At 71.5% G+C, this 24726-nt stretch carries 18 protein-coding genes; 11 read left to right on the top strand and 7 right to left on the bottom strand.

Annotation, left to right across the window (positions count from 1 at the left end):
- The first annotated feature begins 101 nt into the window (after positions 1-101).
- The 7 genes from OG218_RS03140 to OG218_RS03110 all read left to right on the top strand — a co-directional run bounded on the left by OG218_RS03140 (position 102) and on the right by OG218_RS03110 (position 10741).
- Positions 102-998: a sigma-70 family RNA polymerase sigma factor gene (locus OG218_RS03140; RefSeq protein WP_328291747.1), complete on the top strand. Its 897-nt coding sequence runs from the start codon at positions 102-104 to the stop codon at positions 996-998.
- Between the two features lie 261 nt (positions 999-1259).
- Complete coding sequence (locus OG218_RS03135; protein WP_328291746.1) at positions 1260-2549, top strand: flagellin N-terminal helical domain-containing protein; 1290 nt, start codon at positions 1260-1262, stop codon at positions 2547-2549.
- Positions 2550-2673: 124 nt separating this feature from the next.
- Positions 2674-4191 (top strand): flagellar filament capping protein FliD, encoded by a 1518-nt coding sequence (gene fliD, locus OG218_RS03130; protein ID WP_328291745.1) that lies wholly within the window; start codon positions 2674-2676, stop codon positions 4189-4191.
- 143 nt (positions 4192-4334) lie between these two features.
- The gene (fliS, locus tag OG218_RS03125; RefSeq protein ID WP_328291744.1) at positions 4335-4757 is read left to right on the top strand and encodes a flagellar export chaperone FliS; all 423 of its coding nucleotides are present in this window, start codon (positions 4335-4337) and stop codon (positions 4755-4757) included.
- Entirely contained in the window at positions 4754-5125 is a 372-nt protein-coding gene (locus OG218_RS03120; RefSeq protein ID WP_328291743.1) for a hypothetical protein, read from the top strand. Before fliS ends, OG218_RS03120 begins: the two co-directional genes overlap by 4 nt.
- A 156-nt stretch (positions 5126-5281) precedes the next feature.
- On the top strand, positions 5282-9682 hold the full coding sequence (locus tag OG218_RS03115; RefSeq protein ID WP_328291742.1) for a fibronectin type III domain-containing protein: 4401 nt from the start codon (positions 5282-5284) through the stop codon (positions 9680-9682).
- A gap of 57 nt (positions 9683-9739) precedes the next feature.
- Entirely contained in the window at positions 9740-10741 is a 1002-nt protein-coding gene (locus tag OG218_RS03110; protein ID WP_328291741.1) for a glycosyltransferase family 2 protein, read from the top strand.
- Positions 10742-11158: 417 nt separating this feature from the next.
- On the opposite strand, the gene OG218_RS03105 is transcribed toward OG218_RS03110, so the two are convergent.
- Together OG218_RS03105 and OG218_RS03100 are read right to left on the bottom strand one after the other, a co-directional pair.
- Positions 11159-12388 carry a DUF6880 family protein gene (locus OG218_RS03105; protein WP_328291740.1) on the bottom strand — a complete coding sequence of 410 codons (1230 nt, stop codon included), beginning with the start codon at positions 12386-12388 and terminating at the stop codon, positions 11159-11161.
- A 37-nt stretch (positions 12389-12425) separates the two neighbouring features.
- Positions 12426-14537, bottom strand: a complete 2112-nt coding sequence (locus tag OG218_RS03100) for an EAL domain-containing protein (RefSeq protein WP_328291739.1) — start codon at positions 14535-14537, stop codon at positions 12426-12428.
- 189 nt (positions 14538-14726) lie between these two features.
- On the opposite strand from OG218_RS03100, the gene OG218_RS03095 reads away from it, so the two are divergent.
- Positions 14727-15278 (top strand): hypothetical protein, encoded by a 552-nt coding sequence (locus OG218_RS03095; protein ID WP_328291738.1) that lies wholly within the window; start codon positions 14727-14729, stop codon positions 15276-15278.
- Positions 15279-15375: 97 nt separating this feature from the next.
- A complete protein-coding gene (locus OG218_RS03090; RefSeq protein ID WP_328291737.1) occupies positions 15376-15903 on the top strand; it encodes a Uma2 family endonuclease in 528 nt (175 codons plus the stop codon).
- A 2-nt stretch (positions 15904-15905) separates the two neighbouring features.
- Here OG218_RS03090 and OG218_RS03085 read toward each other — a convergent pair whose 3' ends face one another.
- The 5 genes from OG218_RS03085 to OG218_RS03065 all read right to left on the bottom strand — a co-directional run bounded on the left by OG218_RS03085 (position 15906) and on the right by OG218_RS03065 (position 23224).
- A complete protein-coding gene (locus OG218_RS03085) occupies positions 15906-16601 on the bottom strand; it encodes a M15 family metallopeptidase (RefSeq protein WP_328291736.1) in 696 nt (231 codons plus the stop codon).
- 9 nt (positions 16602-16610) lie between these two features.
- The gene (locus OG218_RS03080) at positions 16611-17330 is read right to left on the bottom strand and encodes a hypothetical protein (RefSeq protein WP_328291735.1); all 720 of its coding nucleotides are present in this window, start codon (positions 17328-17330) and stop codon (positions 16611-16613) included.
- 89 nt (positions 17331-17419) lie between these two features.
- Positions 17420-20749, bottom strand: coding sequence for a thiol reductant ABC exporter subunit CydD (gene cydD, locus OG218_RS03075; RefSeq protein WP_328291734.1), 3330 nt, complete (start codon positions 20747-20749; stop codon positions 17420-17422).
- Positions 20746-21771, bottom strand: coding sequence for a cytochrome d ubiquinol oxidase subunit II (gene cydB, locus OG218_RS03070; RefSeq protein WP_328291733.1), 1026 nt, complete (start codon positions 21769-21771; stop codon positions 20746-20748). The genes cydD and cydB overlap by 4 nt, the downstream gene beginning before the upstream one ends.
- A 10-nt stretch (positions 21772-21781) precedes the next feature.
- Positions 21782-23224 (bottom strand): cytochrome ubiquinol oxidase subunit I, encoded by a 1443-nt coding sequence (locus OG218_RS03065; protein ID WP_328291732.1) that lies wholly within the window; start codon positions 23222-23224, stop codon positions 21782-21784.
- 113 nt (positions 23225-23337) lie between these two features.
- On the opposite strand from OG218_RS03065, the gene OG218_RS03060 reads away from it, so the two are divergent.
- Positions 23338-23733, top strand: a complete 396-nt coding sequence (locus OG218_RS03060) for a BlaI/MecI/CopY family transcriptional regulator (RefSeq protein ID WP_328291731.1) — start codon at positions 23338-23340, stop codon at positions 23731-23733.
- Positions 23734-23754: 21 nt separating this feature from the next.
- Complete coding sequence (locus OG218_RS03055) at positions 23755-24684, top strand: M56 family metallopeptidase (RefSeq protein WP_328291730.1); 930 nt, start codon at positions 23755-23757, stop codon at positions 24682-24684.
- Positions 24685-24726 lie beyond the last annotated feature (42 nt).

Raw genomic sequence — 24726 nt, 5'->3', positions numbered from 1 at the left:
CGGGCAGTGACGTCGGCGACCCGTTCGGCGCAGCGTGCGGGAGGGAGCCGTCACCCGGTCGGCGCTCAAGTCCCCGGGGGGTGTGTGCCGAGAAGGGGTGTGTGACCGCAGACACCGCCTTCGCCACCCGGGAGCTCCCCATGGTCGAGCTTTCTGCCGCTGAGCGCCACGCGCTCGTGGAGAAGAACCTGCCGCTCGTCGGCTACATCACCTCTGAGTTCATCGGTCGTCTGCCGTCGCACGTGAGCCGGGACGACCTCACCTCGGCCGGCCTCATGGCGCTGTTCCAGGCGTCGAAGGCCTACGACCCGAGCACCGGGGTCCCGTTCAACCGTTACGCCAACACCCGCATCCGCGGCGCCATCCTCGACGACCTCCGCGGGGCCGACTGGGCCTCCCGCGGGGTTCGCAGCCGGCAGCGCAAGCTGAGCCAGACCGAGGACAAGCTGACGACGGAGCTGGGTCGCACCCCGAAGAACGCCGAGCTGGCTGCCTCTCTCGGGGTCTCCGAGAAGGAGCTCGCGGAGACCCGCGACGAGGCGCAGCGCTCGATGGTGCTGTCGATGCAGGGCTTCACCGCCGACGGCGCCTCCCTCGACGACCACCTCCCGACCCACACGCCCGGCCCGGAGCAGGAGCTGCTGCACCGCGAGCGCCTCGGCTACCTGCGCTCGGCGATCCTCGTCCTGCCCGAGCGCCTCAAGCACGTCATCGAGGGCTACTTCATCCAGGAGCGGCCGATGGCCGAGCTGGCCGAGGAGCTGGAGGTCTCGGAGTCGCGCATCTCGCAGATGCGCGCCGAGGCGCTCGTGCTGTTGCGCGACGGGATGAACACCCACCTCTCGCCCGAGATGGTGGCCAAGGTCGGCGGGTCCGGCGCTTCAGTGAAGCGCAAGGAGTCCTACTACGCCGCGGTCGGGACGCAGAGCGACTTCCGGAGCCGGCTTGCGCTCAGCAGCTTCGGGTCCTACGCGGCGCCGGTGGCGCGCACGGCCTGAACGACCACGCCCCTCCTCGAAGGCCCCGTCGCGACCTTGGTCACGGCGGGGCCTTCGTCGTTCCCGAACCTCACTAACCGCGACATGACGTGACGGTACGTGTTTAGATGTGAGGGCGACTCGGGCTGTGCCCAGGTCGACCGGTGAACCACGGCGGGTGTGCCTGGAGGGACTCCAGGTGGCTGTGGTGCGGGTGATCGCAGAGTGTCACCCGTTTGCCGCGGGACCAACCGCTCAGGTGGGAAGCCCGCCAGCCGATGAATGAAGTGTCAGGCCACGGACGGCCGACACGAACCACGTCAGACCCCACATCACGGAGGAATCGTCACCATGGGTCTTCGCATCAACTCCAACATCGCGGCGCTCTCGTCTTACAACAACCTGAACAAGACGGACAAGGCTGTCAGCTCGTCGCTGGAGAAGCTGTCCTCGGGCTTCCGCATCAACAAGGCTGCGGACGACGCGGCCGGCCTGGTCGTCTCCGAGGGCCTGAAGTCGCAGATCGGTGGCCTCACCGTCGCCGCCCGCAACGCCCAGGACGGCGTCAACGTCGCCCAGACCGCTGACGGTGCCCTCAGCACCAGCACCGACATCCTGCAGCGCATGCGTGACCTGGCTGTCCAGGCCGCCAACTCCGGTTCCCAGGACTCGACCGCGCAGAAGGCCGCCAACAAGGAATTCTCCGCTCTCTCCAGCGAGCTCGACCGCATCTCCAAGACCACGGCGTTCGGCGGCCAGCAGCTCCTGAGCGGCAGCTACAACGGTGTCTTCCAGGTCGGCGCGAACAACAGCGCTGCTGGCGACGACCGCATCAACATCGACCTGTCGTCTTCTTCTGCCCTGTTCGGGGGGACCACCGCTGTTGCTCCGGTGAAGGCGGAGAACAAGTACACGATCTCCGGCGCAGTCGCGGGTGACGTTCTCAACATCGCCGCCTCCGGAACTGCTCCCAGCATCAACGTCACCACGACCGGCACCACTGCCGCGTCGACGGCCGCTGACATGAACGCGAACACGACCTTCGCTGCGAACTACTCGGCTTCGGTGGACACTGCTGGGCAGTTGACGATCACTGCACTCAAGGGTCAGACCGGCCAGTCGGTCACTCTCACCAAGGGATCGGGTACGGGTACGGCGCCCGCAGCTTACACCGGTGGTAGCCCGGCATACGCAGCTCCCACTGCCGTGACGGGTGTTGTTGGGACGGGTGTCCGCGGTTTCGACTCCGCTGGTCTCGGCCTGACCGGTATCGACCTCCTCAGCGGGGCCGACGCTCAGCAGGCCATCGACGCGGTCTCCAACGCGCTGGCCGGCGTGTCGGGTGCTCGTGCGTCGATCGGTGCGGTCCAGAACCGCTTCGAGAAGACGATCGACAACCTGAACACGGCGATCCAGAACATCACCGCCTCCAACTCGGCCATCCGCGACACCGACATGGCGGCCGAGATGACCAAGTTCACCAAGAACCAGGTCCTCTCTCAGGCCGGTACGAGCATGCTCGCGCAGGCCAACTCCTCGACCCAGAACATCCTCACGCTGCTGCGTGGCTGAGTTCGAGAACTGAGGTCGGGTCGCTCCGGCTGACCCTTCCCTCACAGGCGGGGGACACCGCTTGGCGGTGTCCCCCGCCTTCTTCCATGTCACCTCCATCGACAACAGACAGGAGCCCCAGGTCATGACCTCAGTGTCATCGTCCTCCTCCGCCGTCGACGGGCTGATCAGCGGACTCGACACCAGCAGCATCATCACCAAACTGCTCAGTGTGGATGCTGCCCCGCAGACCCAGCTGAAGAACAACGTCTCGACGGCGCAGACGAAGATCAACGCCTACCAGTCCGTCAACGCCCGGATGGCGGCCCTCCAGACTGCCGCCGCCGCACTGACCCAGGCCTCGACGTGGACCGCTGCGTCGGCCACGACGTCGGACACCAACGCCACGGCCACCGCAGCGAGCTCGGCCCTCCCGGGTGCGCTTTCCTTCTCGGTGAACGGACTCGCTTCGGGCAAGTCCATCCTCAGTGGGACGTTCGACCCGGCCAGCGCGGACATTCGCGGTGCCCTGAGCATCCCGCTCGACGTCGTGGCCTCCGACGGGACCGTCCTCGGAACGGTCAACCCCACGTCCGGGTCGCTCAGTGACGTCACGTCCGCCATCAACAAGGTGGCCGGCCTCGGTCTGAGCGCAGTAGCCGTTCGCGTCAGCGACGGCAACTACCGCCTGCAGATCAGCAGCACCAGCACGGGGCGGACGAAGGGTGACTTCGACCTCGTCCCGCTGGTGAAGAACTCGGACGGCACCTTGTCGGTCCGCAACCCCGACGGCACCACCACCCCGAACCCGGCGGTGGGTCAGAAGGTTGACGGGTACACGCCGCCAGCAGGGACGACCTCCGTCACAGGTTACGAGCCCCTGACCAAACCCCAGGACGCCGAGATCTCCATCTCGACTCTCAACGGGACTGGTTTCGTCGTGACGTCGGCGACAAACACCTTCACCGACCTGATGCCGGGGGTCGCGGTCACCGTGGCCAAGGTGACGGCCGCGAACGGCGCCCCGACCAAGGTCAGCGTCGGAACGGACGCCTCCGCCGTCGTGAAGTCCGTGAATACTCTCGTCACGGCGGCCAACGCCGCCCTGGCGGAGATCGCCAAGCAGTCCGCTGCCGGCGTGGTCGGCGCGAGCGGGACGTCGACGGGAGCCGGGGTCCTGAACGGGGATTCCTCGCTCCGTGCCATGAAGTCGCGCATCATCAGCGCGGTGACGGGCGCGCTCGGTGGCTCGGCGTCCGCGGCCCAGTACGGCCTGCAGTCCACCTCGGACGGTCAGCTCAAGTTCGACAGTGCGGTGTTCTCGACGGCGTACGCGGCCAACCCGCAGGCGACGCAGCAGGCCCTCGCGCCCACCAGTGTGGACAGCACGAGCTCTGCGCAGGGTGTGGTGGAGCGGCTGTCCAGCGTCGCCCTGGCGGCGACGGACAAGTACACCGGTTCCCTGACGTCGGCCATCAAGGGGCAGACGTCGACGATCGGTGACCTCACGAAGCGGATCTCGGACTGGGACTCCCGCCTCGAAGCCAAGAAGGCGTACTACCAGAAGTACTACTCCCAGCTCGAGATCGCTCTGCAGAAGTCGCAGAGCCAGGGGAGTTGGCTCTCGGGTCAGTTGGCGAGCATGAACTCGAGCAACGGCTGATCAGCCCGTCGTAGCCGGTCACCACTGCCCGTGGTGGCCGGCTCTTCGCGTTCCGTAGCACGAGTTTCGTTCCACCACTGGAATCGGCCGGATCCGGGCCGATGGAGTCCTCGACACCGGCAACCTCCTGGAGGATCCAGCGCATGACTCAGACGACGTTCGGCGCGCGCAGCGCCAACCGCTACCTCAGGGACAGCCTCGCCACCGCGAGTCCGGCGGCTCTGCTCGTCATGTTGTACGACCGTCTCGTCCTGGACCTGCAACGGGCGGAGAACGCCCAACTCGAGGGTGACCGCGAGACGGCGCACACCAACCTGATGCACGCCCAGGAGATCGTCGACGAACTCCGCACCAGCCTCGACGTCGAGGCGTGGGATGGTGGGCCCAACCTCATGGCGCTGTACACCTGGCTGTCCCAGGAGCTCATCGCCGCGAACCTCAGTGGTGACGCGACGAGAACCGCCGCCTGCCGGACGGTCACCGTGGAGCCCCTGGCGGAGGCGTGGCGTGAGGCGGCCCTCGAGCACCTCAGCGGTGGTTCGGCCGCCGGCCACGGGGTCGCATGACGACGCCGGACGTCGTGGAGACGACCGTGGCCGACGACGACGCGACGCTGCCCGACTGGTCCTCGGCCTGGGACGACGCCCTGCGTTCGGTCGAGCTCGACGTGGATCGCGCAGAACTCCTCATCCGCGCGATGCACGCGGGGGAGGAGCCCTCGGAGGGGCTTCCCGCGCACGACTGGGTGGCCCCTGCCGCCCTGGGACAGGTGCCCCACGAGTTCGCCGAGCGGGCACGTGTCCTCCTGCAGCGTCAGCTCGACGTCAGCGAACGTCTGGCCGAGGCCATGATCCACGCCCGTTCCCGGCGCCGAGCCCTGGGGAAGTTCGATCCGGCCGAGCGGCCTCCGGTCTTCATCGACCAGGCGGTCTGAGTCGCCCCTGCCCGGCTCGGGTGCCGGGACTACGCAGAGCGAGAGTCGCCGCGATCGGGTGATCCGAGTCAAGAACACCGGGCCCAGGCCGACATCTAGAAGGAGTTCTAGACGTCGACCTGGGCCTTTCGTGGTCCACGCTGGAAGGGCCACCCCATGCTGAACCGCCGTCTCACCCGCGCCGCGGCCGCCGTCGCCGCCGCGTCGATCCTCAGCGTGTGGTCGCCGCAGATCGGTTACGAACTGGGCCTGTCCTCCAGCAACCGCGCCCAGGCCGCCCCGGCGGTCGCACCGACCGGGCTGAAGCTCGACGTGGGCGACACCCGGCTCTTCCCGTACTGGACGGCGAACACCGACGCCGGTGTCGTCGGCTACAAGGTCACCTACGTCTGGCTGGGTGTCGTCGGCGTCCTGCTCGGCGGGTCCAAGACGGTGTCCGTGCCGGCCCCGGCGACGTCGACGACGCTCACCGGTCTGACCAACGGGACGTCGTACTCCGTGCAGGTCACCGCCGTGTACTCCGACGGGTCGGAGTCCAGCGCGTCGACGCAGCTCAGCGCTACCCCCAACGCCCCGGGTGCTCCGCTGCAGCCGACCAACCTGGCTACCACCGTCGCCGACACCGCGGTACCCCTCACGTGGAGCCTGCCGACTGATCCCAACCGCAAGCGCGTCGACGTCTACCGCAACGGCGCCTTCCTCGCGTCGATGGCGAACGCAGGCACACAGGCCTGGACCGACACCACGGTCACCAACGGGCGGACGTACAGCTACCAGGTCGTCGCGGTCAACACGGCCCTGAACCCGCTGAGCCGCTCGGACTACTCCGCGTCCGCCACGGGTTCCCCGTTCGACCTCACGCCCCCGGTGGTCCCCGTGGGGCTGACCGCGGCACCCACCGACAAGCGGATCAACCTGTCGTGGACGGCGAACGGTGACAGCGACTTCGACCACTACCTGCTCAACGGCGCCTCACTGAGCGACGTCTCGGTGACCGGGAACTCCTACTCCGTCAGCGGCCTCACCAACGGCACGAACTACACGTTCACCCTGTCGGCCGTGGACAAGGTCGGGAACAAGTCGGGAACGACGTCGGTCACGGCCAAGCCCGTCGACAACGTCGCACCGGACGTCCCGACAGGGCTCGTGGTCCAGGCATCGGACTCGACGCTGAACCTCACCTGGAACGCCTCCGCGGCGACCGACACCAGCACCTACCGCATCTACGTCAACGGGGCCCTGCGCACGACCGTCCCCGCCGGTACCACCAGCACCGCCCTGACGGGGCTGACCAACGGGATCGCCTACCAGGTCCAGGTCACGGCCGCCGACGCCGTTCCGAACGAGTCGCCGAAGAGCACCTCCGTGTACGGGACGCCGGTCGACCTCACGGCTCCCTCGGCCCCGACGGGTTTCGTGGGCACGGCCGGGGACGGGCAGGCGACGTTCACCTGGAACGGCAGTCCCGAGGCTGACGTCAACCGCTACGTCGTCCGTCGCAGCGGATCGACGACGACCCTCGCGGCCGTCGGCAAGAACGTCACCACCGCGACCGTGACCGGACTCGTGAACGGGACGCCCGGGTCGTTCGTCGTCGTCGCCATCGACAACGCGGGCAACGAGTCCACCGCGAGCAACGTCGCCACGGTCACACCGCGCGACATGACCCCGCCCGCTGCCCCGGTAAACCTGACGGGCACCGCCGAGGACACCTCCGTGACGCTCTCGTGGAACGCCAACAGCGAGAGCGACTTCGACCACTACGTGGTCCGCAACGGATCGGGAGCCACCGTCGCGACGGTCACCAAGGGCACCCAGACCGTGCGGATCGGCAACCTGGCCAACGACACGGCGGCCTCCTTCACCGTCGTCGCCGTCGACACCGTGGGGAACGTCTCGGCCTCCAGCAACGCGGTGTCCCTGACTCCCAAGGACACCACCGCTCCGTCGGCGCCGACGAACGTCGTGGCGACCGCCGGTGACGGACGCGCGACGTTGACCTGGACGCGGAGCCCCGAGGCGGACGTCGCCAGGTACCTCGTCAAGAACTCGGCCGGCACCACCGTCGCCACCGTCACGGGCGGCGCCACCTCGACGACGATCACCGGCCTGACGAACGACACGGCCTACACCTACACGGTCGTCGCCGTGGACACCTCCGGCAACACCTCGACCGAGTCCGGTCCGGTCAGCGTCACCCCGAAGGACACCACCGCACCCTCGGCGCCTTCCAACGCGACGGGCACCGCGGGTGACCGCACCGCCACCGTCTCCTGGACGCGCAGCCCGGAGACGGACGTCGACCGCTACCTGGTCCGCGACTCCTCGGGTGCGACCGTCGCCACCGTCGGCGCCACCGGGTCCACGGCGACCGTCACCGGGCTGACGAACGGCACGAGCTACGTCTTCACCGTCGTCGCGGTCGACCGCGCCGGGAACGTCTCGCCCGCCAGCGCCACCGTGCCCCTGACGCCGAAGGACACCACCCCGCCGCCTGCGCCGTCCGCGGCGGGCAGCACCGCGGGGAACTCCACCGTCACCGTGACGTGGACCGGATCCACCGACCCGGACGTGGACCACTACGAGGTCCTCGACCCGTCGGGGACCACCCGCGCCACGGCGCCGGCCGGGAGCTCCTCGGCGACCGTCAGCGGCCTCACCAACGGCACGGCCTACACCTTCTCGGTCGTCGCCGTCGACGCCGCAGGCAACCGCTCGAACGCGAGCACCGCACCGGCAGCCACCCCCCGGGCGCCGCTGGCCGCCCCTGGGTCCGTCTCGGCGTCGGCCGGCGACGCCCAGGTGACGGTGTCGTGGACCCCGGTCGTCGACACCCGCCTGGACCACTACTCGGTGTGCTCGACCGGAGGGTCCTGCGTCTCCGTCCCCGCGGGCACGACCAGCTGGACCGCCACCGGTCTGACGAACGGTTCCGCCTACAGCTACGTGGTCTACAGCGTGGACGGTGCGGGCGTGACGTCGGCTCCGAGCGGAACGGTGACGGCGACACCGCAGGTCGCCCTGCCGGCGACCCCGCAGAACCTCACGGGGTCGGCGGGCAACACCACGGTGACGCTCGCCTGGAACCCCGTCGCCGGGGTCGCCGGGTACGACGTCCTGGTGAACGGCGCTCCGGTGCAGCGGGTCACGACAGCGACGGCGACGGTCACGGGCCTGACCAACGGCACCGCGTACACCTTCTCGGTCCGGGCCGTCGCGGCATCGGGCACCACCGGGGCCGCCTCGTCGTCGATCGCGCTGACGCCGTCCGCCCCGTCGGCCCCGTCCGGTCCGATCTCGAACGGCACGACCACACCGACCGCCGGTGCCGGTGCCGCGTCGGGCACGGCCTCCTCGCGGAACGGGCGGTACACGATCTTCGGATCGTCGGCCCAACTGGAACCCACCGACACCAACACCAGCTACGAGCTCTACGTCAAGGACAGCGTCGCCGGCACGGTGACGCGTCTGGACCCCGCTGCTGCCGGGACGGACCTGAACAACAGTCAGGTGGTGATGAGCGACGACGGACGCTACGCCGTCGTGACCACCTCGGTCTCCAAGGTTCCCGCTGACACCAACGGAATGCTCGACGTCTACCGGCTCGACCGGCAGACCGGGTCGTGGCAGCTCGTCAGCGTTCCCACCGGGGGAGGGGTGACCACGACCGCCGGGACCGAGGTCGTCACGGGGAACCGCGTCTACTCCACGGCGCCCTCGCTGGCCGTGACGGCCGACGGGAACCAGGTCTTCTTCTTCTCTTCGCGGGCCGACCTCGTCCCGGGGGACACCAACGGGGCCCGGGACCTCTTCCGCAAGGACCTCAGCACGGGAGTGGTCACCCGGGTCGACGTCGATCCGAACGGCAACCAGATCGCCGGCGGGACCATCGGCGCCGCCTTGAAGGTGACCCCGGACGGCCGGTACGCCCTGTTCGTGACCAGTCTGCAGAACACCCCCGTCCTGTGGCGCAAGGACCTGCAGACCGGAGCGCTCGCCGTGGCCGCCGGGGCCGGTACCTGGAACTCGATCAACTACACCGCACGGGTCGACCAGGGCTCGAACGACGTCTCGCTCAGCGAGGACGGGCGGTTCGTGGGGTTCAGCTCCAACGACAGCAGCCTGACGGCCAACGCGGGTGAGTACCTCGCCTACCGGCAGGACATGACGACCCGACAGGTCGTGCGCGCCGGTCTCGTCGGCCAGAAGGTGACGTGGGAGCACGGTGTCCAGCTCGACCCGACCGGTCGCTACGCCTTCTTCTCGACCACGGCCAACTACGGGGCGGACACCGACCAGCACACGGACTGGTACCGCCGCGACCTCGGCTCGAGCGACACCACGGCGGTCATGGTGACGGCGCAGTCCACCGGGGCTCCGGCGGCCCGGCGCATGATGGGTGACGTCATGCCCGCGGAGTTCGGGTCCCTGACCATCCTGTCCGGCGAATCGGTCCTCGTCGTGACCACCCAGGCCCTCATCGCGGCCGACACCAACGGCAAGCCTGACCTGTACGCCAAGACGATCAGCACCGGCGAGGTGGGTTCGGCCGCCTGAGGAGTTCCGACGACCGTTCGCCACCGCGGCGGGCGGTCGTCGGGGTAGCGTGTTCGTGTGATCCGGGTGAGCGCCTGCCTCATCGTCCGTGACGAGTCCGACCGGATCGCCGGGTGCCTCGCCTCGTTGCAGGGACTCGTCGACCAGGTCGTCGTCCACGACACCGGTTCCACCGACGACACCGTGGCCCTCGCCCGGGCCGGCGGGGCCCGGGTCGTCGAGGGATCGTGGAGCGACAGTTTCGCCGCAGCCCGGAACGCGTCGCTCGACGCGGCCACGGGGGAGTGGGTCCTGAGCCTCGACGCCGACGAACTCGTGCACGCCGACGTCGCCGGGCTGCGGCAGTGGCTCGACGGTGTCGACGACCGTGCGCTCCTCGTCCTGATCCGCAACCCTGTCGTGGACGGCGGCCATGGCTACGAGTACACGACGGTGAAGCTCTTCCGGCGATGGGGTGCCCGCTGGGTCGGTCGGGTCCACGAACGTGTGGTGCACGACGGGGTACCGGTGCAACCGCTTCGGCTGGTGCCGCCAGAACTCTTGGCCCTCGACCACCGCGGGTACGCCGCCGAGGGGGCAGCGGTGCGCAAGGGTAAGCGAAACCTGCGCCTGGCGGCACTCGAGCTGAGGGACCGGCTCGACGACCGGCCCCCGTCGCCGGAGGCAATCGCGCTAGCGGCCTTGAACCTCGGTCGCTCCGCGATCGGCGCGGGCGATCCGCAGCAGGCCGTCGACGCGTTCGAGTCCGTACGTGAAACCGTGACTGGGGGCGATGTCTGGAACGAGGCGACCGACCACCTCGCCCGGGTTCTCCTCGGGGCGGGGGAACCTGCATTCGGAATCGTCCTCGCCGGACAGCTCCAGGACGTGGGAGTGGATCCGAGCTACTGCAGCTGGTTGCGGGCCCAGGGCCTGGCGCAGTCCGGGGATGCGGTAGCGGCCCTGCACGAACTCGAGGGGGTGACGCAGATCGTGGACACGGCCGGCCGGAGACACGACCCGGCGGCCCTGGAGACGTTGCGCGGCCTGTGCCTGGAACTCCTGGGCACGTCCACCTGATACGAGGACGTGACGTCAGCCCAGGGTGGTCTACGACGCGGCGGGCCGCGCCAGGTGGTATCCCTGACCAACTGAACGCCCAACTCCCGCAGCACGTCGAGTTCCGTCGCCGTCTCGATTCCCTCGGCGATGATCAACGCGTCCGTCGCGCTCGCGAACGTCACCAGCCCGGCGACGCGCAGCTGGTGATGAGATGATGAGGGCCGCCCCGGGACAGCTGGACATGCGGTGCCAGGTGCCCGATCCCCAAGCCCAACCCAGAGCCGCCACGAGTCCTCCGTCGTCCTGGCCCTGTCGGTGATGGCCGTCTTGATCAGGCGCGGCAGCATCGGTGAGGATGCGTTCGCGCCGTTGACGGCGCCGTGTACACATCCAGGTGTCCAGGGCTGCCGAACCCGTTCCGGCCCGTGTCCGATGTCACCGCGGCAGCCCGACGCGGTCGAACTCCTGCTGCAGCCGGGGCCGGCGTCGGTGGGTGACGCGGAGTTCGGCGACGAACTCCTCCACCGCGGTGGCTTCGACGGTACCGGCGGCGAGCCGGCGCATGCGGGCCAGTCGGCGGGCGGCCTCGCGGTACTGCCGGGCGTCGGCCTCCGTCAGGGCCTCCGTGACGAGACGACGGTGCACGGGGAGGACGGCGAGGGGATCCACCGTCTCGTAGGCGGCGGCGAGAGCGGACCAGCCGGAACTGTCGGTCAGACCGAGTTCTTCGGCCAGCTTCCACGCCCGCACCGGATCCGCCAAGGAGTTCAGGCAGAAACTCACCGACTCCGCGGCGTTCGTCGCCAGCGCGGCGAACGTCTCGGCCTCGTAGCGGGACCAGGTCGCACCGGCGGCCTCCCGCAGGGCGGCCGCGGTGCTCGCCGTGGGCCAGCGGTGGAACACGTAGCGGACCGCCTCCAGGGTCTCCTCGGGCCGGTGCCGGGTGATCAGGCCGAGCCAGTAGCGCGACGCCGTCAGCGACTGGTGTCCATGATCGTGGTCGACGGCGCGGCGGGCCCAGTCCAGGGCGAGGTCGGTCCGGCCGATCTCCTCCATCGCCTCGGCGGTGTCCTGCAACCACGCTGCGACCCGCCGGTCGCGGGCGTGGGTGCGGACGATCCCCTCGACGTCACGGTCGAGGACGGCGAGGCGCCGGTCGTTCCACTCCAGCACCCATCGGATTCGCCGGTGCGGGTCGGGCCAGGAGGCCGCGTCGGGTGGTGGGCCTGCCGTCGTGCGGATCTCCGCGAGCGCCGCGCGGTACCTCGCCGTCCCCAGCTCGCCCAGGGCGGGCGCGTACGCGACCGGATCGAGCTCGAAGTAGTCGACCTCGCCCTCGAACTGGAACCGGATCAACCACGGGACGAGGGTGGACGCCGGCACCGACGCGGCCTGCGCGACCCGCGGGTGCAGGTCCAGCAGTCGCCGGCACGCGTCGCCGATGATGCCGCTGGAGTCGTCGGCGCGGGCGATGATCGTGACGGCGCTGGCCAGGGCCTTGTGCGTCACCGTCCACGCGTCGTGGGGATCGGCGTCCGGCACGGCGGCTTCCAGCCGGTCGACGGCGTCGTGCATCTGCCGGCCGTGGGCGTTGGCGCTGCTCCACCGGTGCAGGTCGGCCCGGGTGCGGAGCAGGGGGAGGACGGCGTCGGCGAGGTCGGACACCACCCCATCGTCTCGTGGCTGCGGGTCCCGCCGCGCGTCAGCCCAGGACCAACGGTGCCGGCCGGGCCAGGTGGTACCCCTGCCCCAACTGCACGCCGAGTTCCCGCAGCACCGCGAGCTCCTCGCCCGTCTCGATCCCCTCGGCGATGATCAGCGCGTCCGTCGCGCTCGCGAACGTCACCAGCCCAGCGGCGAGCGCCCGACGCGAGGTGTCGGTGTCGATGTCGCGGACGAGGGAGATGTCGAGCTTGATGAAGTCCGGCAGGATCGCGAGGACGTGGGAGAGCGAGGCGTAGCCGGCGCCGGTGTCGTCGACGGCGACGCGCAACCCTCGGCGGCGCAGCGGTTCCAGGGTCGACAGCAGGGCCGCGTAGTCGGCGACGGCGGAGTGCTCGGTGATCTCCAGGACGATCCGGTCCAGCGGCAGCCGCTCGAGGCGGCGTAGCAGGCCGGGGGTGGTGATGGTCGCGGGGGAGAGGTTCAGCGCCAGGAACCCGGGCAGCACCGGGAGCCCGTGCAGGGCGTTGTCGAGGGCGCTGAGTTCGAGTTCCTCCCCGCAGCCGACCTCGGTCGCGTCGGCGAACCAGCGGTCGGGGGTCGGGGTCCCGTGGGGGAAGCGGCTGAGGGCCTCCACGCCGACGGCTTCGCCCGTGGCGAGGTCGACGACGGGCTGGTAGACGACGACGGGTCCGCCGGCGGCGTCGAGGTCGTCGAGGCGGGCGAGCTTGCCGCGTCGCGCCCGGCGGGAGCGGTCCTCCTCCTCGACGAGTTCCATCACCGCGCCGGTGACGGCCCGCAGGATCTCGGCGTCACGGGGCCGCAGGCTGTGGTCCGGGGCCCGGGAGACGGTGCACAGCGTCCCGTAGAGGGAGCCGTCACGGCGGTGCAGCGGGATGCCGACGTAGGAACCCTCGCGGAGCAGGTGGTCGCGGTGGGCGTCGAACTCGGGTTTGGAGGTGTCGGTGGCCACGAGCGCGGCGTCGTCGGAGAGGACCTGGTCGCACAGCGATCGCCGTTCCGTGACGTCGGTGCCCGGGGTCAGCGAGGTCGGGAACGGGGAGACCGCGTTGCGGATGTAGCGCCGGTCCCCCTCCAGGGTGGAGATGAACGCGAACTCGGCCCCGATCTGGCGTCGGGCGAGGTCGAGCAGGGCGTCGAGGGTGCTGTCGCTGCCGGACGTCGTCCGCGCGGGCGGGGGCGGCGTGGACGTGACGCGGGAGGCGGTGTCCGCGGCGATGGCGTCCTCGGCCCGCGCCCACGTCGTGAGCAGCCCCTGGCTGCGGTCGCGCGTCGCCGCACCGATGCGCACCGAGACGCCGTCGGCCGCGAGGGCCGTGCGGATGCGCTCGACGAAGGCGCGCGACCCCTCCAGTCCGGATCCGGGCAGCAGGACCCCGAACCGGTCCCCGGCGATGCGGGCGAGCAGGTCACCGCTGCGCAACCGGGCGCCGACGGTGGACGCCGTGCGGTGCAGCAGCCCGTCCCCGGCGGCGAAACCGAGGCGACGGTTGACGTCGACGAGGTCGGGCAGGTCGATGAGCACGAGGGACACCGGCGCCGCGTGCCGGGCGGCCCGGGCTTCCTCGGCGATCAGGGCGGTCTGCCACGTCTCGGGCGGCGCGACGCCGGTGACCTCGTCGGCGTGCTCGGACTGCGCGCTGCGTTCGGCCGCGCGGGAGCGTTCCGTGAGCTCCAGTTCCGCCGCCAGCAGCGCGCCCAGGAGGTCCCCCTGCAACCGGACGCTGGGGACGAGGTCGTGCAGGTGGGCACCGTTGCCGCTACCGACCCCGCAGAGCGTGGCGAGGACCGTGCCGTCCGGCCCGGTCAGCGGAACGGTGATGAGGGAGACCGCGCCGAGGTCCTGGCCGACGGCGCGGGGGGCCAGCGAGGCGGGCACGCTCTTCAACCCGGCGAGGACGGGGTCGACGCCGTCCTCGACGACCCGGCGGCAGTGGGTGTCGGCCCAGGACAGGGCGTCGCCGGGAGTGAGGCCGAAGAGCGGGTCGGTCGCGGCGAGGATGACCTGGTCGGGGCCTTCGGTGCGCCCGATCCACCAGCTCGGGAGGCCGACGCGCTGGGCGAGGTCGGCGAGGGTCCGGTTCGCGACGCCGAGGAAGTCGACGGCGGGGACGGCGGGAACGGCGGACACCCGGGGGTGATCGGCAGGTCCGGTCCCGGACTTGAGCCGTGGTCACCTCGCGGAGTGGAACGTTCGAATGTCAACGCTGTGTAAACAGGTTGTGACGTGCGAAACGTTTGGGGTGTTCCTGCCGATGCTCCTAGGAGGGTGAGGACAGGCGCCCGGGCAGGACGACGCAGACGACCGACGGAGACGATCATGGCCAGCACCTCTCGCACCACCCTCGCGGCGTGCCTCGTGCTGCAGGGCACCACCGACACGGCGACCCTCGCGCCGGCGCTGGAGCACGACCTGCGGGGTCTCGTGAGCGTCGCCGACGAGGTCGTCGTCTACGACACCGCCGACCACATCGCCCCGGGGAGCGCGGCCTTCGAGGCGACGCTGCACCCCGCGGTGACGGTCGTCTCCGGATTCTGGGCCGAGGACCGCGAGAAGGCCCAGCAGGCGGCGCTCGCGCACGTCGGCGCCGACTGGGCGCTGTGCGTCCTCGCCGGTGAGCGGGTCACGTCCTCGCCCGAGGCGTTGCGCGCCCTGCTGCACGCGGCGACCGACGTCCCCGCGATGTCGGTGCGCGTCGACGACGTCGTGCGGGGGACGCACCGCTCGGCCCGGCTGCTGCACAAGGCCCTGGCGGGCGCCTCGTTCTGCGGTGAGCTGGCCGAGGTGCCGAGCTCGCTGCTGACGGTGTCCCAGCCGGTGGCGACGACGGCGAACGTGCCGCGTCAGCGCGGGGTCTTCGACCGGGTCTGATCTTCGGGGGAGTGCGTGGCGGGGCCGGGTGTGGTGCGCGGCCCCGCCGACGCGCCCCGGGGCTAGGTTGAGCCGAGACCCGGAGGAGGTGTTCCGCATGACCGAGCAGGTGGCCGAGCAGGTGGCCGAGCTGCGGTTCAGCGTGGGGCAGGTCCTCACCTGGGAGGAGTACGCAGCCCTCCCGGAGGACCCGCGTACCGAGTACGTCGACGGCCACCTCGTCGTGAGTCCCAGCCCGACCGGTCAGCACCAGAAGATCTCCTTCCGACTCCAGGCCGCGTGGGGGTGGAAGCCGACCGCTGACGAGTTCATCCCCGACGTGATCGTCTTCGACCGGGAGACGAAGGAGCTCGGCTCCGATGCCCGCTTCACGAGAATCCCCGCGCTCGTCATCGAGATCCTCTCCTCCAACCGCAGTGACGACCTGCTGAAGAAGATGCACAAGTACGCCACGGCGGGACTCCCGCGCTACTGGATCCTCGACCCTCTCGTCGAGACCCTGACGACGTACGCGTCGCTCGACGGGGTGTCCGCGCCGACCGCGGTCCACGGCCGGGACGAGACGCCGGAGCTGGATCTCGGGATCGCGACGATGCGGCTGGACGTCGCCGAGCTGCTGAGCTGACCTCAGTCGCCCGAGATCGAGAAGTGCTGGTAGTCCTTCAGGGAGTTCCAGTCCCCGCCCCAGGAGAACCCCCGGTCCGCGAAGGCGCGCACGACGGCGTCCCCCGCGACGACCACGCCGGGCGCGGGCTTCCGCCCGACGAAGGCCCGGCCCGCCTCGGGCAGGACGGTGGAACCCTTCACGTAGGGGTTCTCGACCGGGTTCAGGTCGATCGCGGTGCCGTAGGAGTGCTCGGAGAACCCCGTCCCGCCGGTCGTGGCGCGGCAGTTGAAGGCCGAGGTGTTGTCGGCGGCCATCGAGGCGTCGTCGGAACCGCCGAACGCTTCGACGGGTTCCATCCGGGCGACGGGGTAACGCATCGCGTAGAGGGAGCCGAAGACGTCGGCGGTCGCCTGGGCCACGTCGGCGGCCACGACGATGCGTCCTGTCCCGGGTCTCCCGTCGAAACCGATCACCGTCACCGTCACCACGCGCAGGTCCGCCGGGGCGACCGGGCACCCGGCCCGCCACGAGGCGGAGACGTCACCGACGGGAGAGACCACGGAGGTGTAGGCCGGCAGCATCGGCGAGCTCGTCGCCCGGGTGCCCCGGGTCACGAGGGCGGTCGACGCTGACGGGATGGTGGTCGCGGACGGGGTCACCGCCGCGCACCCGGCGAGCAGCGGCACGACGAGCAGGCACAGCAGTGAGCGACCCATCACGACACGTTAGCGGCTGCTGACGCTGACCCGCGGTGCGGACACGGCGACGGCGCGTTCGCGCTGCTGCAGCGAGACGACGACGGCGAGGAAGATCGCCGGGCCGACCATCTCGCAGGCCTCCTCGATCGCCTGCAGCGTGCCGAGGAACAGGCCGGCCTCGTCGAAGCCCCTGTCGCTCAACAGGTTCGCGACCATCTCCAGGCCCACGGACCCGCCGACGTAGAGCACGCCGCCGAGGAGGGCGAACGCCGCGGCGCGACGCGGCAGGGCCAGCAGGAACCGGACGTAGAACAACGCGACGACCACGACGACGGGCAGCGCGGCCGCGACCCAGGCGTACGTGAAGACTCCGCTGTCGCCGACGACCGCGGTCATCGGCTCGACGAGACGTTCGTGCAGGGCGACGAGTTCGTCGAGGGAGAGGTAGCAGAACCCGACCCCGAGGACCACCCAGTGCCAGGCCCAGCGCGTCCCCGCCACGAACTTCTGCCGGCCGAACTCGAAGGTCACCAACCCGACGACGGTGAGCAGCACCGCGGAGAACCAGGACGGGAGGTTCGTCTCGGCGTTGACGTCGACGAACTTGCGGGCCGAGACGACCGGTCCGGCGTCGACGCCGAGCCCGACGGTGGCGACGAGGAACGCGTAGCTCGCGGCGCTCAGCAGGGCGATGACGACGAGCAGGGTGATCAGCAGCTGGCGTGGGCGTACGGAGACTTCGAGCACGTGGTTGACCCTCCGGTCAGGCTTGCGCCAGTCGGTGCGGAGCGGGGGCCAAGGTTAACCACGGATGAACCAACGGTGGACAGTTGTGACTAGACCGATCGGGTGAGGACCGGGGCCTCGACCAGCTTCCCGTCGACCAGGTCGAGCACCCGGTCGGCCCGGTCCACGCCCTCGGTGCGGTGGGCCAGCAGCAGCACGGCCTGCCCGCCCCGGGCGTCGAGGAGGTCCGCGAGCAGTCGCGCACCGGTCTCCTCGTCGAGGCCCTCGGAGGGTTCGTCGAGGACCAGGACCCGGACGTCGCCGAGCAGGGCGCGGGCCATAGCGAGCCGTCGCCGTTCCCCACCGGACATCGGCTCCCCGCCGTCGCCCAGGCGGGAGTCCAGTCCCCGGGGCAGGGCGGTGAACCAGTCGTCGAGGCGGACGCGGTGCAGGGCGGCGCGCAGCGCGTCGTCGTCGGACCCGGAGGCAGCGAGCAGCAGGTTCTCGCGCAGCGTCGTCGCGAAGACGTGCTCGTCGTCGCCGACGCGGCCGACGACGGTGCGGACGTCGTCACCGGTCAGCGTGCGCAGCTCGACGCCGTCCAGGGTCGCGCTCCCGGTGTGGGGGTCGAGGAAGCGTTGCAGCACCGCGGCGAGGGTGGACTTGCCCGACCCCGACGCGCCGCGGACGGCGACGACCTCACCGGCGACCAGGTCGAGGTCCACGCCGCGCAGGCAGTCCTCCTCCCAGCCGGCGACGACCCCGCGCAGCCTCACGACCACCCGCTGGGGTGCACCCAACGGCTGCGGCGCAATGGGTTCGACCGCGGCGAGGGGTGTGGCCAGCAGGGCCTCGCTGCGGCGGTGGGCCGCGCGGGCCCTTTCCCGGGCACGGGCGGCGTCGGGCAGGCCACGGGCCGCGTCGGCGACGGTCACCCCGGCGAGGACGACCGCGGCGATCCACGCGGGGTTCCCGTCGCGGGGCAGCAGCGAGGCCGTGACGGCGAGCGCGACGATGCCGGCGCCGGTCCCGAGCGCGGCCAGCGCGGCCGTCGCGGCCGCAGCGCGGGACTGCCGGGTCTCGGCCCGGGTCAGTGCGGACTGCCTGCGGCGTACCGTGTCCAGCGGGTCGACAGCACCGAGGGTGCGCAGGTCCTCGACCGCGTCGAGCGTCTCCACCGTCGCGGCCGCCAGGGCCCCGACGTCGGCGCGGTGGTCGTGGTCGCGGCGCTCGGCGAAGGCCGCCACGGCGGGCGCGGCGAGCACCAGGACCGCCAGACCCGGGAGCGCGGCGAGCGCGAACCAGGGGTCCACCAGCGTCGCGGCGAGCAGGGCGAGGACGAGCGCGGCCAGCGTCACGGTGACCGGGTGACGGAAGCGCAGCACCCCGTCGACCCGGGCGTCGACGTCCTCGACGAGCTGCACGAGCAGTTCCCCGGACCGTCCGGACCGCTTGCGGGACAACGGGCCTGGCAGGCGCGGGATGAGGGCGGCGATCACGCCGGAGCGCCAGCGCGCCAAGCGGGCGAAGGCGGCGTCGTGGCTCAGCAGTCGCTCGACGTAGACCAGCAGGGGCCGCGCGGTGGCGCTCGCGCGCACGACCACGGCCGCCACCGACAGGGTCAGCACGGGCGGACGGTCCGCGGCCCGGACGATGAGCCACGTCGCGGCGGCGGTCAGGGTCGCCGCGGCCAGGACGGCCGCCACACCCGCGACCACGGCCAGGGCCCCGGCCTCCCGACGCGGTCCCCGGTCCCCGGCGGAAACAACACTTTCCGCCCTCGAAGGGGCTGCGCGGGGGGCGGAAAGTGTTGTTTCCGCGGGGACGGCGGGGACGGGACGGGTGAGGGTGGTCGTGCGGTCCGCGGCGGCCAGCAGAGCGGGGCGGTGGGCGACGACGAGGACGGTGCAGCCCTCGTCGTGGGCGAGGGAGCGCAGGGAGTCCACGACGACGGCTTCGCTCACCGGGTCCAGGTGGGCGGTCGGCTCGTCGAGGACGAGGACCCGTGCACCGCAGCGGACCGCGAGGAAGGTGCGGGCCAGGGCGACCCGCTGGCGCTGGCCCGCGGAGAGCCCCGCGGCGTTCTCCCCGAGCGGGGTGTCGAGGCTCAGCTCGGGCGCGGCGGCGAGGTCGAGGGCGTGGCGGACGTCGTCGTCGGACACGTCGGGGGTGCCACGACCGGCGCGGACGGCGTCCCCGACCGTGCTCGCGTAGGGGAAGGCCGGGCGCTGGGGGAGGTGCGCGACCCCGTCCAGACCGTGCTCGACGGAGCCCGCGTCGGGGACCAGGACACCGGCCGCGACCCGGGCCAGGGTCGTCTTGCCCGCCCCCGAGGGGCCGGCGAGGGCGTGCAGCTCGCCGGGGACGGCGTCGAGGTCGACCCCGTCGAGGACGGAGGTGGAGTCCGCGCGCCGCACCGTGATCCCGCGCAGCCGGACCCCCTCGGCAGAGCCTGCGGCGGGGCCCGACCCGAGAACCGGCAAGGGCGCGGTGAGCACCTGGTCGACGTCGTCGACGACGGCGGCGGCGTCGGCGGAGTCGTGGAAGCGGGCACCCACCTCGCGCAGCGGCCGGTAGGCCTCAGGCGCCAGCAGGATCACCAGCAGGGCGGTGTGCAGGTCGAGGGTCCCGCCGGCCAGGCGCATCCCGGCGGTCACGGCGACGAGGCCGACCGACAGCGTCCCGACGAGGTCGAGGGCGGTGGAGGAGAGGAACGCGATGCGCAGCACCGACATCGTCGCCCGGCGGTGGGCGTCGGTGACGGCGGCGACGGCGCCGACCTGACGCTGCGCGCGGCGGTGCGCGCGCAGGGTCGGCAGCCCGCGGACGGTGTCGAGGAAGTGCGCCGCCAGCGTCCGCTGCGCCGACCACTGCCGGTCCGCGCGGGACTGGGCCGCGCGGCCCAGCAGGATCGCGAAGACCGGGATCAGCGGCAGCGTCACGGCGACGGTGATCGCCGACTCCAGGTCGGTGAACGCCAGGACCACCAGCACCAGCGGCGGCAGCAGCACCCCCGGCACCAGCGCCGGGAGGTAGCGGGTGAACCAGGCGTCGAGGGCGGGCAGGCCCTGGGTCAGCACCGCGGAGAGCCGGGCCCGCCCGAACCGCTCGACCCACGCGGGGCCCAGCGCCAGCGTGCGGGCCAGCACCTGCTCGCGCAGGTCGCTGCGGACGGCGCTCGCCGTCCGCTGGGCCAGACGGGCTGCGGCCCAACTGGTCACGACCCGCCCGGCGACCGCGGCGACCAGCACCCCGAGGGCGCCGGAGGCCGGGGCTCCCCGCCACAGCGCCACGACGAGATCGGTCAGGGCGAGGGCCTGGGCGAGGAGCAGTCCCGCGGAGACGGCCTCGACGACGCCGATCGCGGCGATCCCGGCCCGGGCCGGGCGGGCGTGGCGGAGCAATCGGGGGTCGACGGGTCCTCTGGATCGCGGGCTCACCGGGTCACGGGCACCCGACGTGGGCGGGACGTCGTCGCGAACCCGGTGTGGACCCGCTTGCGGAACACGACGTAGGACCAGACCTGGTAGGCGATGACCGCGGGCAGGACGATCACCCCGGCGACGGTGATGAGGTGCAGTGCCCCCTCGGAGGCCGCCGCACCCCGCAGGGTCACGTCGTTCGCGCTCGACAGCGTGCTGGGCAGGAGCACCCAGGTGGAGCCGAGGTGGGCGGTGAACACCGCCACGACGCTACCCGCGACCGCGAGCGACGTCGCCGCGAAGGCCAGCACCTCCGCGCGCCGCCAGGCGGCGACCGCGGCGACCGCCAGCAAGGCCAGCGCGCCGGCGACGGCGGCGTGCCCGGCGGCGATGAACAGGGCCAGGGCGATGACGGCCAGCGCGGGGGCGGTGGCGACGGTGAGGTGACGGGCCCGGGCGCGCACGGGGCCGGTGGTGCGCAGGGCCAGGAACGTCGCCCCGTGCACGGTGGTCAGCAGCACGCCGGCGAAACCGCCGAGCACGGCCCAGGGTCCGAGGACGGGGGCCAGGGAGCGGCCCAGCCCGGCGCCCTGCACGTTCCCGCCGGGGTCGAGGGCGAGGCCGACGACGAGCGCGCCGAGGACCGCGCCCCAGGTCGCGGCCAGCAGCAGCGAGGAGGTGGCGAGGAACACGTCGCAGCGCAGGTGCCAGCTCGCGGTGTCGTGCTTGCCGCGGAACTCGATGGCGACGCCACGCACGGCCAGCAGCAGCAGGATCGCGATCATCGGCAGGTAGAGGCCGGAGAGGAGGGCGGCGTACCAGTCGGGGAAGGCGGCGAAGGTGACGCCGATCGCGGCGACCAGCCACACCTCGTTGCCGTCCCAGACGGGGCCGACGGTCCGGATCGCGGCGCCGCGTTCGGCGTCGGTGCGGCCCAGCAGCGGCCCGAGGAACCCGACGCCGAAGTCGAACCCCTCCAGGACGAAGAAGAGGACCCAGGCCAGGACGGCGATGGCGAACCAGATGACGGGGAGGTCCATCACTCTCTCCTCAGTAGCTCACGGCGTAGGGCTCGACTGCTTCTTCGTCTTCCGCCTGGGGCACGGGCATCGACGGGAGCCCCTTGCGCACGAGGCGGGTCACCAGCAGCGTCCAGGCCCAGGCCAGCGCGCCGTAGACGAGGGTGAAGGCGATCAGGCTGGTGGCGACCTCGGCCCAGGTCAGCCCGGGGGAGACACCGTCGGCGGTCTTGAACAACCCGAACACCAGCCACGGCTGGCGGGCGGTCTCGGTGAAGATCCAGCCGAAGGAGTTCGCGAACAGCGGCATCAGCGGGAGGACCGGCAGGGTCCAGAGGATCCCGCGGGCCAGGCGCGGGTCGGGGTTCAGGACGACCGACTTCCGGGTGACCCAGAGGTGGACCAGGGCGATCATCGCGGCGGTCATCCCGACGCCGATCATGAGGCGGAAGCTCCAGAACGCGACCGGCACCCAGGGGATGTAGTCGCCCGCACCGAACTGCGCGGAGTAGGAGTCCTGCAGGTCCTTGAGGCCGAGGACCGTGGAGGAGAAGGACCCCTTGGCCAGGAAGGAGAGAAAGCCGGGGACCTCGAGGGCGAAGGTCGGGCGGTCGGAGCCGAGCGGGGCGTAGGAGAAGATCGAGAACGGCGCGCCCGTCGTGGTCCGGTAGAGCCCTTCCGCCGCAGCCATCTTCATCGGCTGGACGGCGGTGATGACCTTGCCGAGGGCGTCGCCGCTGAGGGCGACCCCGGCGCCGGCGACGAGGGTGAACCAGGCGCCGAAGCGGGACAGCGTGCGGAACGCGGCGAACTCCTCGGAGGTCACGTCGTGGCCCCCGCGCAGCAGGTGCCAGACCCCGACGGCCATGACGAGGGCGCCGCCGGCCATGACGGCACCGGCGTAGGTGTGGGGGAAGGCGGCGAGGTTCAGCTCGTTGGTCAGCAGGTCCTCGAAGCTGCCGAGCCGCGCGCGGCCGGTGGCCGCGTCGATGCTGTAGGCGACGGGGTTCTGCATGAAGGAGTTGGCCGCGAGGATGACGAAGGCGGAGATGGCGGTGCCGATCGCGACGATCCAGATCGTCGCGAGGTGCACGTACTTCGGCAGCCGGTCGCGGCCGAACCACCACAGGCCGATGAAGGTCGCCTCGAGGAAGAAGGCGAGCATCCCCTCGATGGCCAGGGTGGGCCCGAACACGTCGCCGTAGAAGCGGGCGAACGCGCTCCAGGAGAGGCCGAACTGGAACTCCTGGACCAGGCCGGTCACGACGCCCACGGCGAAGGTGATCATCATGAGCTTGCCGGTCAGCAACGAGAGCCGGCCGTAGCGGTCGCTCCCGGTCCTCGCCTCGACGCGCAGGTGCGCGGTCTGCAGGATCGCGGTGAAGAGCGCGAGGCTGATCGAGAGCGGCACGAAGAGGTAGTGGTACAGCGTCGTCACGGCGAACTGCAGACGGGTCAGCGATTCGATGCTCACGGCTGGTTCCTGGCCTTCCTACGACGTCCTGTCGTACTACGACTAACTGTAGTACTTCAATCGGTAGTACGACGGCTCGCGTTCGGCGGTGTGGTTGACGTAACATCCACCCCGTGGCCCTGGGAGAACTCGAACGCGACGTCATGGACCGGCTGTGGGCGGCCGGTACGCCCCTCACGGTCCGCGAGGTCCACGAGCAGCTCGCCGAGCACCGCAAGATCGCCTACACGACGGTCATGACCGTGCTCGACCGCCTCGCCAAGAAGCACGTCGTGCGCCAGGAGCGCGAGGGTCGCGCCTTCCGCTACACCCCCGCCGCCACCCGCGAGCAGATGGTCGCCGACCTCATGCTCGACGCCCTCGGGGGAGTGCCCTCCGTCGACGACCGCCAGGCCGCGCTCGTCCACTTCATCGGCGGTGTCTCGCCCGCCGAGGCTGCCGCGCTGCGCGAGGCCCTGGACGCGATGGCGGGGACCGACCAGACCGGGGACGCGACCACCACCGCCTAGGCGACCCCGTAGGTTCGTGGCGTGACCGCCGTCTGGTTCGCAGCGCTGGCGCTGCTCCTGGCGGGTCCGGCGCCGGCGCTGCTGGCCCGTGCCCGCTGGACCTGGCAGGTGCCCCGAGCCGCCCTGGTGCTGTGGCAGGCGATCGCCCTCGGCGCCGTCCTCGCCACCCTCGGCGCCGGCCTCGCCTCGCTCTCGCTGCTCTTCACCGAGGAGCCCGGCTTCCCCTTCCTCGAGCGCCACGGCCCCGTCCAGACGACCCTCATCGGGCTCACCTCCACGCTCGTGGCCATCGTCACCGTGCGGTTCTGGGTCGTCGCGACCCTCGTCGGCATCCGCACCCGGCGACGCCGCAACCGCCACCGCGACATGGTGGACCTGTTGCACCGCAAGGAGTCAACCGGCGAGATCGACGCCGCCCTGCTCTCCCAGGCCGGGGTGCGGGTGCTCACCGGACCCGGCCGCGTCGCCTACTGCGTCCCCGGGGTGCGCTCCCGCGTCGTCGTCTCCGACGCCATGCTCAACTGCCTGACCCCCGAGGAGGTGCGCGCGGTCCTGGCCCACGAACGGGCCCACCTGCGCGCCCGCCACGACCTCGTCCTCGAGGGCTTCACCGCCCTGCACGCCGCGTTCCCGCGCTTCGTCTCCAGCCAGGCCGCGCTCGACTCCGTGCGACTGCTCGTGGAGATGCTCGCCGACGACTCCGCCCGCCGCCACACCGGATCGCTGCCCCTGGCCCGCGCGCTGGTCGCGCTCGCGGGCCAGCCGGACGGGGTGTCGGAGATGCCGCTCGGCTCGGCCGCCCTCGCCCGGGTGCGGCGACTCGCCGCCCGCCCCGCCACCCGCGGACTCTCGCTGGCGACCTACGTGGCCGCGGCGCTCGTGCTCGGCGGGCCCACGCTGGCCGTCGCCGTGCCCTGGTTGCTGACCAGCTACCACGCCTTCGTCCACTGACCCACCCATCGACGCGAAGAGCCGTGATCATGCAGGGATTCC

The organism is Kineococcus sp. NBC_00420, assembly GCF_036021035.1.
Taxonomy (GTDB): domain Bacteria; phylum Actinomycetota; class Actinomycetes; order Actinomycetales; family Kineococcaceae; genus Kineococcus.
The sequence above is the reverse complement of the archived record's forward strand: the minus strand, read 5'-3'. Positions and strand labels throughout refer to the sequence as shown.